The organism is Streptomyces lavendulae subsp. lavendulae (genome assembly GCF_002803845.1).
Taxonomy (GTDB): domain Bacteria; phylum Actinomycetota; class Actinomycetes; order Streptomycetales; family Streptomycetaceae; genus Streptomyces; species Streptomyces lavendulae.
On sequence record NZ_CP024985.1, the window covers coordinates 7,377,052 to 7,390,035 of the forward strand.

11 protein-coding genes are annotated in these 12,984 nt (G+C 73.0%); 8 read left to right on the forward strand and 3 right to left on the reverse strand.

Annotated features, from left to right (window positions below; translation table 11 throughout):
* Positions 1-38 precede the first annotated feature (38 nt).
* Positions 39-1,997, forward strand: coding sequence for an APC family permease (locus tag SLAV_RS33005; protein ID WP_030231477.1), 1,959 nt, complete (start codon positions 39-41; stop codon positions 1,995-1,997).
* Here SLAV_RS33005 and SLAV_RS33010 read toward each other — a convergent pair.
* Entirely contained in the window at positions 1,897-3,237 is a 1,341-nt protein-coding gene (locus SLAV_RS33010) for a PucR family transcriptional regulator (protein WP_030231474.1), read from the reverse strand. The genes SLAV_RS33005 and SLAV_RS33010 overlap by 101 nt on opposite strands.
* Positions 3,238-3,379: 142 nt before the next feature.
* On the reverse strand, positions 3,380-4,687 hold the full coding sequence (locus tag SLAV_RS33015; RefSeq protein ID WP_030231472.1) for a M48 family metallopeptidase: 1,308 nt from the start codon (positions 4,685-4,687) through the stop codon (positions 3,380-3,382).
* Positions 4,688-5,106: 419 nt separating this feature from the next.
* Here SLAV_RS33015 and SLAV_RS33020 point away from each other — a divergent pair, with 419 nt between their 5' ends.
* The 6 genes from SLAV_RS33020 (at position 5,107) to SLAV_RS33045 (ending at position 11,614) form a co-directional block, all read left to right on the forward strand.
* Positions 5,107-5,520, forward strand: a complete 414-nt coding sequence (locus SLAV_RS33020) for a hypothetical protein (protein WP_030231468.1) — start codon at positions 5,107-5,109, stop codon at positions 5,518-5,520.
* On the forward strand, positions 5,517-6,281 hold the full coding sequence (locus tag SLAV_RS33025; protein WP_030231465.1) for a hypothetical protein: 765 nt from the start codon (positions 5,517-5,519) through the stop codon (positions 6,279-6,281). Before SLAV_RS33020 ends, SLAV_RS33025 begins: the two co-directional genes overlap by 4 nt.
* 71 nt (positions 6,282-6,352) lie before the next feature.
* Complete coding sequence (locus SLAV_RS33030) at positions 6,353-6,802, forward strand: roadblock/LC7 domain-containing protein (RefSeq protein WP_234333651.1); 450 nt, start codon at positions 6,353-6,355, stop codon at positions 6,800-6,802.
* Between the two features lie 92 nt (positions 6,803-6,894).
* Positions 6,895-7,269, forward strand: coding sequence for a hypothetical protein (locus tag SLAV_RS33035; RefSeq protein ID WP_030231460.1), 375 nt, complete (start codon positions 6,895-6,897; stop codon positions 7,267-7,269).
* A 184-nt stretch (positions 7,270-7,453) separates the two neighbouring features.
* Positions 7,454-11,014: a bifunctional glycosyltransferase/CDP-glycerol:glycerophosphate glycerophosphotransferase gene (locus SLAV_RS43260; protein ID WP_030231458.1), complete on the forward strand. Its 3,561-nt coding sequence runs from the start codon at positions 7,454-7,456 to the stop codon at positions 11,012-11,014.
* 117 nt (positions 11,015-11,131) lie between these two features.
* Positions 11,132-11,614: a VOC family protein gene (locus SLAV_RS33045; RefSeq protein WP_030231455.1), complete on the forward strand. Its 483-nt coding sequence runs from the start codon at positions 11,132-11,134 to the stop codon at positions 11,612-11,614.
* Between the two features lie 19 nt (positions 11,615-11,633).
* On the opposite strand, the gene SLAV_RS33050 is transcribed toward SLAV_RS33045, so the two are convergent.
* A complete protein-coding gene (locus tag SLAV_RS33050) occupies positions 11,634-12,362 on the reverse strand; it encodes an SIR2 family NAD-dependent protein deacylase (protein ID WP_030231452.1) in 729 nt (242 codons plus the stop codon).
* Between the two features lie 157 nt (positions 12,363-12,519).
* Here SLAV_RS33050 and SLAV_RS33055 point away from each other — a divergent pair, with 157 nt between their 5' ends.
* Positions 12,520-12,957: a hypothetical protein gene (locus SLAV_RS33055; protein WP_030231450.1), complete on the forward strand. Its 438-nt coding sequence runs from the start codon at positions 12,520-12,522 to the stop codon at positions 12,955-12,957.
* Positions 12,958-12,984: the final 27 nt, after the last annotated feature.

Sequence of the window (12,984 nt, forward strand, 5' to 3'; positions counted from 1 at the left end):
TCCCGCCGAATCGGGCACCAATGGACGATCATGCCGGAATGAGGCGTATCAATCTGAAACGCGTGCTGGTCGGTCAGCCCCTCGACACCGCGCGCCTGGGCGAGACCCTGCTGCCCAAGCGGCTGGCGCTGCCGATCTTCTGCAGCGACCCCCTCTCCTCCGTGGCCTACGCCACCGAGGAGATCCTGCTGATCCTCGCCCTCGGCGGGGTCGCGCTGCTCCACCTCACCTGGTACGCGGCCGCCGCCATCGTCTTCCTGCTGGTCGTCGTGATCGCCTCCTACCGGCAGACCTGCCACGCCTACCCCGGCGGCGGGGGCGCGTACATCGTCAGCTCCGAGAACCTCGGACCGACCGCCGCCCTCACCGCCGCCAGCGCCCTGCTCGTCGACTACGTGATGACCGTCGCCGTCTCCGTGGTCTCCGGGGTCGACGCCATCACCTCCGCGATCCCCTCCCTCAGCGACCACGAAGTCGCCCTGTCCGTCGCCTTCGTGGTGCTGCTGACCCTGATGAACCTGCGCGGCGTGCGCGAGTCGGGCCGCGTCTTCGCCATCCCCACGTACGGATTCGTCCTGGTCATCTACGTGATGTTCGCAGTCGCCGCGGTCCGCATCGGGACCGGCGAGACCATCCGGGCCGAGTCCGCCCAGCTGCCGATCCACGCCGTCGGCACCTACACCGGCTTCGCCGTGGTCCTCCTGGCCATGCGCGCCTTCGCCTCCGGCTGCACCGCCCTCACCGGTGTCGAGGCCATCAGCAACGGCGTCCCCGCCTTCGAGAAGCCGAAGGCCAGGAACGCGGCCACCACCCTCGCCGCCATGGGCGTGCTGTCCGTGACGATGTTCTCCGGCATCACCGTCCTCGCCATGACCTACCAGGTGCACGTCGCGGCCGACCCCACCGAACTCGGACTGCCCCCCGGCACCCCGATGTCCACCGCGCTCGCCCAGATCGGCCGCGCCACCTTCGGGAACTGGCACTTCCTCTTCTACCTGCTCCAGGCCGTCACCGCGGGGGTCCTGATCCTCGCCGCGAACACCGCCTTCAACGGCTTCCCGATGCTCGCCTCGATCCTCGCCAAGGACCGCTACGCGCCCCGCCAGCTCTACAACCGCGGCGACCGGCTCGTCTACTCCAACGGCGTCGTGCTGCTCGCCCTCGCCGCCATCGCCCTCATCGTCGCCTTCGACGCCGAACTGACCCGCCTCATCCAGCTCTACATCATCGGCGTCTTCGTCTCCTTCACCCTCTCCCAGGCCGGCATGGTCCGGCACTGGCGGCGCACGCTCGCCTCGGCGGGCACGCCCCGCGGGGACCGGGTCCACATCCACCGCCGCCTCGCCATCAACGCGGTCGGCGCCTGCATGACCGCCGTCGTCCTGGTCATCGTCCTCATCACCAAGTTCACGCACGGCGCCTGGCTGGTCGTCATCGCCATGCCCGCGCTCTTCATCGGCATGAAGGGCGTCCGCCGCCACTACGACGTCGTCGCCCGCCAGGTCACCGTCGCCCCCGGGATCAAGCCCCGCAAACCGTCCCGCCACCACGTCATCGTCCTCGTCGCCTCCGTCCACGCCCCCACGCTCAAGGCCCTCGGCTACGCCCAGGGGCTGCGGCCCGACACCCTGACCGCCCTGTCCGTCGCCGCCGACGAGGAGGACGCGCAGCGGCTGCGCCAGGCCTGGGGCGAGCACGACCCGGGCATCGCGCTCAAGATCCTGCACTCGCCCTACCGCGAGGTGGTCGGACCGGTGATGGCGTACGTGGAGGAACAGGCGGCCGCCGAGGGCACCGACGTGCTGTCGGTGGTCATCCCCGAATATGTCGTCGGCCACTGGTGGGAGCAGCCCCTGCACAACCAGAACGCGCTGCGGCTCAAGGCGCGGCTGCTGTTCACCCCGGGGGTCGCGGTGATCGACGTGCCGTACCTGCTGGAGTCGGCGCGGCACCCGGAGCCCCGCGAGGGGCGGGAGGCGGGGGCGCCGCGGGGGTAGCGGCCCGCTGGGTCACCGCCGCGTGGGCCAGGGCCAGTTCGACCACGTGCGCCGGGTCGGACAGGGCGCGCCCGGTGAGCTGCTCCAGGCGGCGCAGCCGGTTGGAGACGGTGTTGCGGTGGCAGTAGAGCCGCTGGGCGGCGTACGTCGTCGAGCCGCGGCAGGCCAGCCAGGTGCCGAGGGTGTCCAGCAGTACCCGCGTGTCCTCCGGGGGCAGCGCCAGCACCGGGCCCAGCACCACCTCGCGCAGCCGGCCGGCGAGTTCCGGGTCGCCCGCCACCAGGGCCGCCGGCAGCCGCTCGTCCAGCAGGACGGCGCCGGGAGCGGAGGCCGCCGGGGCGGTGCGCAGGGCGAGGGCCGCGAGCCGGCGGGCGCCGGCCAGCGCGGCCGGCGCCGACACCACCGGGCTGATCCCGGCGGGCACCCCGAGCGGCGCGAGGAGCTCGCGCAGCGAGTCCAGCGGATGGTGGCCGAGGTCGACGAGGCCGGTCTCCCCGTCGGCCCGCACCCGCCACAGCACCCGGGGCCCACCCACGTCCGCCCCCGGCCCGGGACCGCCCCGGGGCCTCCCGGCGGCCGTGACCGGCGCGGCGGCCGTCCCCGGTCCGGTGGCCGGTGCGGTGTGCGGTCCGTCGGTGCCCGGGGTGCCGGTGCCGGGGGCGAGGACGACCACGGCGAAGCGGCCCCGGTCCGCCAGTCCCAGCCGCCCGGCCGCCGCCGCCGTGCCGCCGGCCGTGCCACCGCCGTCGAGCAGCGTGTCCAACAGGGCCGCCCGCAGCTCCCGTTCGCGCTCGCCGCGTTCGGCCTCGGTCCGCAGGTACGCCTCCGACGCGGCGTCCGTCATCTGGTCCAGTACGTCCCACAGCGCCATCGCGCCCGGCAGCAGCCCCGGGAGCTCCGCCCGGTCGTGCGCGGCAACCGCCTCGGTCAGGCTCTGCCACAGCAGCCGCCCGCCCCGCCGGTAGGTCCGCCGCAAGGAGGCGAGCGGCACCCCTTGTTCGGCACGCAGCGCACCCGTGGCGCGGGCGCCGGCCAGCTCGGCCGGCAGCCCCCGGGCGCCGCGGACCAGGCCGTCGACGGCCTGGGTCAGGGTGAGGTGGATCCGCTCGCGCAGCTCGGCCCGCCCGAGCCGGGCGGCGTAGGCGGGATCCTCGGTCAGGGTCCGGTCGGCGAGCCGGTCCGCCGCGATGCCGATCCGGCGGTCCAGGTCCTCGCGTATCTCCTCGATGATCCGCTCCATGACGGGCAGGGTTGCACGGCCGGGGACGCGCTGGGGAGGGCCCGGAGGGCGAAGGTCCGCCGACGCGTGCGGAGCACTGCGCATGCAGTGCTCCGGAAACGGCCCCGGATCCCGCACCGCGCCCGCGAGCGGTGGTGCGCCGTCAGCGTGCGTGGTCGCGGATCACCCGACGGGCCAGCACCGCACGGTGCGCGGCGAGTTCGGCCGCCACCGCCGCCTCGCGCGCGGCGTCGCAGACGACCAGCGGAGGCTTCGGGGGGATCGCCGCGGCGTGGCGCCGCCGCAGGTGCGTCGGCGGGTGGGTGTCGTCCGCGCTGTGGCCGCGCAGGGCCCCGGCCCGGCGGAGCCGCTCGTACTCCCTCTCGGGAACCTCCCCGATGTGCGCGGCCAGCCGCTCCCACAGGCCCCGTTCCGCCCGCTCGCGGTCCTCCCGGCCGCCGCGCCCGCCCCGCATCTGCGCCGCCACCGACTCCCGGCGCAGCTCCGTGGCGACCGAACGGGAGACCAGCAGCCGGTCCAGCAGCCCGAGGGCGGCCTCCACGGACCCGGCGCGGGCCGCGCCCGTATCGGCCAGGTACTCGGCACGCTGTGAAGCGCGCAGGGTCAGCCGGTCCAGGAGCAGCAGCGTCCCGTACGCGGCCCAGCGGGGCAGGAAGGTCGCCGCGTTCACGAACCGGTCCAGCAGCCGCACCGCCGGGGCCGGCGCGAGGACGTAGTACCAGACCCTCAAGGAGTGCAGCGCCCCGGAGGTGACCCGGCCGTAGCGGAGGTCGCCGTGCGCGAAGTGGCCCAGCTCGTGCCCCAGCAGCGCCACCCGCTCCTGCGGCGACAGGATCTCCCAGAGACCGAGTCCGAGGTCGAGGACCCGGCGGCGGCGCAGGCCGTAGGTCGTCACCGCCGCGTTGCAGTGCGTCCCCACGACCACGGCGTGCACACCGGCCGTCCCGACCACCGCACCGACCTCGTCGATCAGCTCGAACAGCCGCGGCGCGTCGGCCCGGTACAGCACCGGGGCGTCCTTCGGCAGGCGCACCGTACGGGGGCGCAGCACCGCCGCCAGCCCCAGCAGCAGGGCGCCGACCACCGGCTGCACCCCGGTCTCCCACCCCAGGACCACCAGCAGCACCCCGGAGACCAGCAGGATCAGCGTTACCGCGTGCACCAGGAGGGCCAGCCCGAACGCGAACACGGTCGAGGCGTCCCACCCGGGCCGCACGCTCTCCGCGGCGGCCCGCTCCATCTCCTGCGCCAGTTGCTCCCCGAAACGGTGCGCCAGGCGTCGGCGCGCGGCCGCGATCCGCCCGGGCTCGGGATCGGGCGCACCCGGGTCGACGTTCCATTCGCACTCCGCGCACCACTCGACGTACCGCTCGTGGAGCGGTAGCGGACTTCCGCAGTCCGGGCACGGCCGCGTCCTCTCGGCCGTCGCCACCTCATTGCCGATCTCCATGTTCCCTCCCCGCCGGGCCCGTCCGGGTCCACGGCCCCGGAAGGATAGAAGGGGCCGCGCGCCCGCGAGGGGGCGGGGCGGCGGTCGAGCGGTTCGCCCGGCCGGCCGGCGTCGCGCCGCCGGCCCTCTACCACTTGCTGCGGACCCTGACCCGCGAGGGGTACGTTCAGGGGGAGCGAAGGTCCTTCCGGCCGACCGGTGCTTTTGCCGCCGGCGTCGTGATCCGGTCCTGGAACGTTCCTCTGATCGCACCCTTGATCAGAAACGAACATGTTCCGGCCAAGCTGTCACGCGGTACCGCGCATGTTCCAGCGGAAAATGCCAGAACGCCTTTTCGCAGAGTGGAAGTTGAGTAAGTTCCCTTCTTGTCGCGCCGTAGGACCGTGCATTCAGCACGTGCGGCCGGGAGGGGAGCCCGCGTGCCCGGGATCGACGAATGCCTGCTCGAAGCCATGGCCCTACCGGGTGCGCGTGGGGCCGCGCTGGTCGACTGGAGCAGCGGACTGGCCCTCGGCACTGCGGGGGAGTCGCCCGTCGGTGACCACGAGACCACCGCCGCCGAGACCGCCGAGCTGGCCCGGGCGGCGGCCGAGTACGAGTCGTTCGCCCCCGCGCCGGGCGAGCCGGGCTCCGTCGGCGGACCCGCGGCCGCCGGACCGCCCGTCGAGGACCTGATCGTCACCACGCGCACCGGCTACCACGTGCTCCGCTTCGTCGAGACGAGCTTCGACAGCAGCGTCTTCCTCCACCTCTGGCTCGACCGGACTGACGGGAACCTCGCCCTCGCCCGGCTCAGACTCCGCGCGCTGGCCGAAGGGCTGGTGCTCAGGTGACCACCGCCGTCTCCCCGCTGCTCACCCGGCTCGCCGCCGAACGCGCCACCGGCGCCCTGCTCCGCGACCGCGGGACCCTCTTCCTGGAGGACGGCCGCGTCGTCCATGCCGAAAGCCCCTCAACCCCGGGCCTCGACGTCCTGCTCACCACCGGCGGCGGGCTCGCCCCCGAGCGCTGGAAGGAGGCGGTGGACGAGGCCGGGGGCCGCCGTCAGGTCGCCCGCTTCCTCGTGGACAGCGGCGGCCTCGCGGACGGCGAGCTGGAGATCTGCCACCTCGCGGCGATCTTCGACGCCGCCTTCTTCGCGCTCTCCCCGGGCAGCGGCCCGTCCCGGTTCCGCCGCGGCGCCACCCACTGGATCGGTTCCGTCCGCTCGGTCCCGGCCGAGGCCGTCGAGCGCGAGACCCGCCGCCGCCGCGAGCTGCTGGACGCCGTGTGGCCGTACCCGCTGCTCGACATATCCCCGGTGGTGCCCCGGCAGGCCGCGCCCGGGCAGACGGTCACCACGCGGCAGCGGATCCTCCTGGGGCAGGCCGACGGCGTGCGCACTCCCGCGGACCTGGCCTGGGTACTCGGCCGGCCCGCCTTCCACACCCTGCTCGACGTACGAAGACTCGCGGCGGCCGGGCTCGTCGAGACCCCCCATACCCGGCCGGTCCCGCTGTCGGCCGCCCCACTGCCCGACTGGATCACCGAGGCCCAATCCCCGGACGTGGCTCTGCTCCGCCGGTTACGCGACGCACTGGAGGCAAGTCTGTGAGGCTCCCGCTGCGACCGGTTCTGCGAGCCGACCGTTCCGAGCGGAGGCCGCTCGAAGGGAGGAAGGCCGACATGAACACGGCGATGGTGCCCGCCGAGGCCGAAGCCGAGATACTCGCCGAGCTCCGGCGGCTGCGGGCACGGGTTCCCCAGCTCACCGGAGCCCTGGCCGCGAGTGCCGACGGACTGGTGCTCGCCCAGGACAGCGCCGCCACCGAGGCCGAGTCCGTCGCCGCGCTGACCGCGGCCGCCCTGGGCGTCGCCCAGCGGCTCAGCGACTGCACCGGCCAGGGCGGATTCCGCGAACTCCTCGTGCGCGGGGAGAACGGATACGTCGCCACCTACGCCGCCGGTGACACGGCCGTCCTGACCCTGATCGCGGAGCCGCGCGTCAACGTCGGACGGCTCCACCTGGAAGCCCGCCGCTCCAGCCTGCGCATCACCGAGCTGATCGACCACAGCCTCGGCCGCCGGGGCCCGGGGACGCCGCCGGCCCTCGGCCCCGCGGGCCCGTTCTCCTGACCCACTCCTCCTGACCCACTTCTCTCTTGGCAAACGACAGCACATCAGTACCTCCGTACAACGGACAAGCGACAGCAGAAAGAGGAACCCCCATGGCCAACGTGGAAACCGCCCTGAAGGAAGCCACCACCACCATCGACGGGGCGCTCGGTGCGGCCCTCGTCGACTACGGCAGCGGCATGGCCCTGGGCACCATCGGCGGCAGCAAGGATCTGGACCTTTCGGTCGCCGCCGCCGGCAACACCGACGTGGTCCGGGCGAAGGTCCGCACGATGGAGATGCTCGGTCTGCAGGACGAGATCGAGGACATCCTGATCACTCTCGGCAGCCAGTACCACCTGATCCGGCTGATGAAGGCGCGGGGCTCCAGCGGCTTCTTCCTCTACCTCGCCCTCGACCGGGGACGGGCCAATCTCGCGATGGCGCGGCACCAGCTGAGGAAGATCGAGGCCGAGCTGGAGATCTGAGGCACCCGAGGGGGCTGTGACGGCGCGGTGGCGGGCGGTCGAATTCTTTGCCGTCCGCCCCGGCAGCCCCTACTGATATGTCCGGGATGGGCGGACTTTATCATCCTGTTACAGAGTAAGATGCTGTAATCAGCTGATCATTAACTCATCGACAAAGCAAAAAACGCTGGAGAACCCGCCACCCATGCCCCCGCGCCTGAGCATCGTCGTACCTGTCTACAACGTCGAGCTCTACCTCGACGAGTGCCTGGAGTCCATCGCAGCTCAGACGTTCGACGACTTCGAGGTCGTGATCGTCGACGACGGGTCCACGGATGCGAGTGCCGTCATCGCGAAGAACTTCGCGGAGCGTGACCAACGGTTCCGGGTGGTCCTCCAGAAGAACGCGGGTCTCGGCGCCGCCCGGAACGTAGGCTTCCGCCACCTTGCCGAGGGCACCGAGTACGTGGCCTTCGTCGACAGCGACGACACCATGCCGCCGTACGCCTACGAGAAGCTGATCGCGGCCCTCGACCAGACCGGCTCCGACTTCGCGGGCGGCAACGTCCGCCGCTTCCGCTCCGTCGGCATGCAGCAGTCCTGGGGCCACCGGATCGCATTCGCGAACACCCGGCTGAAGACCCACATCTCCAAGTTCCCGGCGCTGGTCACCGACCGCACCGCGTGGAACAAGGTCTACCGGCGCAGCTTCTGGGAAGAGCACGGCTTCGCCTACCCGGAGGGCATCCTCTACGAGGACGCCCCCGTCAGCATCCCGGCCCACTACTTCGCCAAGAGCGTCGACGTGATCGGCGACGTCGTCTACCACTGGCGGGTGCGCGAGACCGGCGAGCGCTCCATCACCCAGCGCGCCACCGACCCGGTCTCCCTCACCGACCGCGTGACCTCCGTCCGCCTGGTCCGCGAGGCCCTCCTCGGCAAGCAGGGCGAGAAGTACGCCCGCTACCTGCGCGACTACGACCGCAACGTACTGAGCGAAGAGCTGCCCCTCATCTACAAGTACGTCGGCGAGGCGGGACCCGAGTTCCGCGCGGCCTTCGTCAAGGAGGTCGGCGGCCTCATCCGGGAGATCGGCACCGAACCCTGGAACGACCTCACCGTCGCCGACCGGCTCAAGGCCTACCTGGCCCGCGAGGGCCGCGTCGAGGAGTTCATCGCCCTCGTCCGGCACCAGAAGGACTTCACCTACAGCGTTCCGGTCAAGGGACTGGCCCGCCCGCAGGCCGACTACCCCTTCCTCAAGGCCCCCGTCCCGGCCAAGCTGCTCACCCTCGGCCCGCGCGAGCGCCGCGTCGTGAGCCGGCTGGAGCAGGCCGCCTGGAGCGACGGCAAGCTGCTGCTGCGCGGCTACGCCCTGCCCGGCCACATGGGAGCGGAGAGCCGCCTCGGCTCCCGCAAGATGCTGATCTTCCGGGAGAACGGCAAGCGCCGGCGCACCGTCGTCAACACCCGCACCGTCGCCTCCCCGATGGCCACGGTCAACAGCCCGCACCTCGCCCTGCGGCACGCGGACTGGGCCGGCTTCAGCGCCGTCGTCGACCCCACCGTCTTCCAGTCGGGCGGCAAGTGGCGCGAGGGCATATGGTCCACCTCCATCGCCGTCACCGGCGCCGGAGGCCTGCACCGCGCCCGCCTCAAGGGCGGCGAACACGACAGCGGACTCACCCCGCCGGCGTACTGGGCCACCCCCGACGTCCGCATCCTGCCGACCGTCTCCGGAGTCTTCACCGTCCAGGTCGAGATCGTCCGCGCCCGGGTCCTGGACGTCCGCCCCGCCGGCGACGACGCCCTGGAACTGACCGGCGAGCTCGCCGCCGAGGTCGGCGGTGACGCCACCCTGCAGGCCACCCAGGCCGGCTCCGTCCTCACCTTCCCGCTCACCACCTCCGAGGCCCGCCCCGGCGGCCGGATCCCCTTCACCGTCACCGTCCCGCTCGCCGCCCTGGGCGAGGTGCCCGACGGCGGGGGACAGGCCGGCGGATGGCGCCCCCGGCCGTGGAACCTGTCCGTGGTCCGCGCCGACGGGACCCGCCACCCCCTCGCCCACGACGAGCGCGGCGGGTTCACCGGCCTGGTCGCCCCGATCCCCGGCGACGGCGCCGAGCGCACCGTCTTCGCCAAGCGCGGCATGAGCGGCCACCTGGTCCTCTCCGTCCAGGCCTCCCCGCCGCTGGTCGACACGGTCACCGCCCAGGAGGGCGTCCTCACCCTCGGGGGCACCTTCCGCGCGCCCGCGAGCACCGCCGGCGAACCGTACGAACTCGTCCTGCACAACCAGTACGGCATGGAGTTCAGCTACCCCGTCACCCGGGACGGCGACCGCTTCGAGGCTTCCTTCGAGCCCGTGCTCCCCGAGCCCTTCGGCGGCCGCACCAGCCTCCCGCAGGGCCGCTGGTGGCCCACGCTGCGCCCGGCGGACCGGGGCGGGTCGACCGCGGGCCTGCTCGGCGTCGACCGCGGCGCGCCCGTCCAGCTCATGGCGCCCGTCCTGGCCTCCGGACCGCACGCGATCACCGTCCTCGGCCGCCGCATGCGCGTCGAGGCCCGCCTCCACGACCGGATGGCGCTGGTCTGCGACCCGGTCCTGAGCCCGCACGACCGCTCGCACTACGCCCAGCGCGTCGCCCGCGACGTGACCTACCCCGCGCAGCGCGCCCTGCCGGTCAAGGACGTGGTCGTCTACGACGCCTTCAAGGGGAACGGCGCCGGTGACTCGCCCCGGGCCATCCACGAGGAACTGCTGCGCCGCGGCGAGAAGCTGGAACACGTCTGGCTGGTGCGCGACGGCCGCGCCGAGGTCCCGCCGACCGCGCGCGCCGTCCAGCACGGCAGCCTGGAGGCCTGGGAGCTGCTGGCCCGCGCCCGCTACTACGTCGTCAACGACAGCGTTCCGGCCACCTTCCGCCGCCGCCCCGGCCAGACCGTCGTACAGACCTGGCACGGGACGCCGCTGAAGCAGATCGGCTACGACTTCATGCACGACTACTACACCAGCCCCGAGGTGCTGGAGGGGCTGCAGCACGACAGCGCCCAGTGGTCGCTGCTCGCCTCCCCCAGCTCGTACGCCACGCCCATCCTCAAGCGGGCCCTCGGCTACCAGGGCGAGGTCATCGAGGCCGGGAGCCCGCGCACCGACGCCCTGGTGCGCCCCGACGCGGCGCGGATCGCCGAGGTCCGGCGCCGGCTCGGGCTGCCGGAGGGCAAGAAGGTGGTCCTCTACCTGCCCACCTGGCGCGAGAACCGCCTCGGCTGGACCGGCGGGTACAAGCTCGACCTGAGGATCGACCTGGACGCGGCCCGCCGTGAGCTCGGCGAGGACCACGTCCTGCTGGTGCGCGGCCACCACAAGGTGGGCGAACAGGTCCGCGAGGGCGTGCGCGACGGCTTCGTCGTCGACGTCTCCCGCTGGCCCGACACCACCGACCTGCTGCTCGTCGCCGACGTGCTGATCTCGGACTACTCCTCCGCGATCTTCGACTTCGCGCTGACCGACCGGCCGATCCTGCTGTTCACGTACGACCTGGAGCACTACCGCGACACGCTGCGCGGCTTCACCTTCGACCTGGAGGCCAAGGCCCCCGGACCGCTCCTGGCGGACTCGCCGAGCCTGATCGCGGCCGTGCGCGACGCGGACGCGGTGGGCGCCGAGTACGCGGCGGCGCGGGCGGCGTTCCGCGCCGAGTTCTGCGACCTGGACGACGGCGGCGCCACGGCGCGCGTCGTCGACCGGATGCTCGGGATGTAGCCCGAACGGGTGAAAGTACGGACAGGTCCCGCGCCCACCGATGAGTTCGGGGCGCGGGACCCGTCTGTAGGTGGGGACGGCAGCCGCCGCACCTCACCCCCATGCAGGGAGGCAGTCATGGCCAGCAACGGTTTCACCACGTGCCTGTGGTTCGACGGCGACGCGGAGGCCGCCGCCGACCACTACCTGTCGGTCTTCAAGGACGGCCGGCGCGGCCGGACCGCACGCTACAACGAGGCCGGGCCCGGCACGCCCGGCGCCGTGATGGTCGTCGAGTTCGAGATCAACGGCCAGAAGTTCATCGGCCTCAACGGCGGCCCCCAGTTCCCCTTCACCGAGGCCGTCTCCTTCCAGATCCACTGCCGGGACGAGGCGGAGGCCGACTACTACTGGGACGCCCTGACCAAGGACGGCGGCGAGGAGGGCGCCTGCGGCTGGCTCAAGGACCGCTTCGGCGTGTCCTGGCAGGTCATCCCGCCCGGCGTCATCGACCTGATCGCCGACCCCGACCCGGCCCGCGCGGCCCGCGCCACCGCCGTGATGATGAAGATGAAGAAACTCGACGCCGCGGCGATGCGCAGGGCGGCGGAAGAGGGCTGACCCGACGGCCCCCGCCGGATCAGCCCGCCGCGATGCGGCTCAGCAGGGCCGGCAGGGCCGTGCCGATCGGCTCGCGGACGATCTCGTCGGCCAGGGCGTCGTACGGGGTCTCCTCCGCGTTCACGATGATCAGACGGGCCCCCGCCTCCGCCGCCATCCCGGCCAGCGAGGCGGCGGGCTGGACCTGGAGGGTGGTGCCGACGGCGATGAACACCTGGCAGCCCTTGGCCACGGCCACGGACTGCGCCAGGACCTCCGGGTCGAGCCGTTCCCCGAACATCACGGTCGCCGTCTTGAGGATCCCGCCGCACGCCAGACAGGCGGGATCCGGCTCCCCGGCGGAGACCCGGGCCAGCGCCTCCTCCAGCCCCGTCCGGGCGTTGCAGCCGGTGCAGACCACCGACCGGGCCGACCCGTGCAGCTCGAACACCTTCCGCGCGGGCATCCCGGCGAGCTGGTGCAGCCCGTCCACGTTCTGGGTGACCACCCGCACCGGGGTGCCCCCGCGTTCCAGCTCGGCGACGGCCCGGTGCGCCGCGTTGGGCCGGGGCGCGGCGGCCCAGACCTCGGCGCGCATCAGCCAGGAGCGCCGGCGGATCTCCGGATCGGCCATGTAGTACTCGTAGGTCACGAGCTTCTCGGCGTCGGGCTCACGCCTCCACAGACCCTGCGGCCCCCGGTAGTCCGGGATCCCGGAATCCGTGGACATCCCTGCCCCACTGAACACTGCGACGAGCGGCTTCCCCATGCGCCGACCCTACGCGGGCGCCGTCCCGGCCCGCGACCCCATTTGTCCGCGTGCGGGCCGGCCCCGCGCGGTGCCGGCGGTGAATCTCCACGTCCACCGGAGTGAGCCCGCGTCGCGCCCCTCCCGGCGCGGGCGGGCGAGCCGCTACAACCCGGTCATGACGCTCACGCCCCACCGCTCCGGTGCCCTGCTGCTCGCCCTGTCCGCGGCCCTGTTCCCCGTACTCGCCTCCCCCGCGGCGGCGTCCGCCGATCCGGGGCCGCTGCGCCACCACCGGCACACCGCCGAAGAGATCACCCGCTTCCTCACCACCTTCTACGGCAAGCACGGACCCACCGAACAGGACCGCGCCCTGCGGGTCTCGCAGCAGCTGAAGACGAAGCAGGAGCACACCCGCGACTCCGACGTGCTGCTCTGCTCCGTGAGCGCCCCGCGGGAGATCGAGGTGGGACCGGCCACGGTGGCCCCGTCGGCGGGAGTCGGCTGGGCCACCGTCACCACCTCGTGGGACTCCGGTGCGACCGACACCTTCACCGCCTACGTCCGCCTGGACTCCCTGCCGATCCAGCTCGACGACGTGATCTGCGCGGGCTGAGCCGCCCGGACGCCGCCCCGGAGGCGT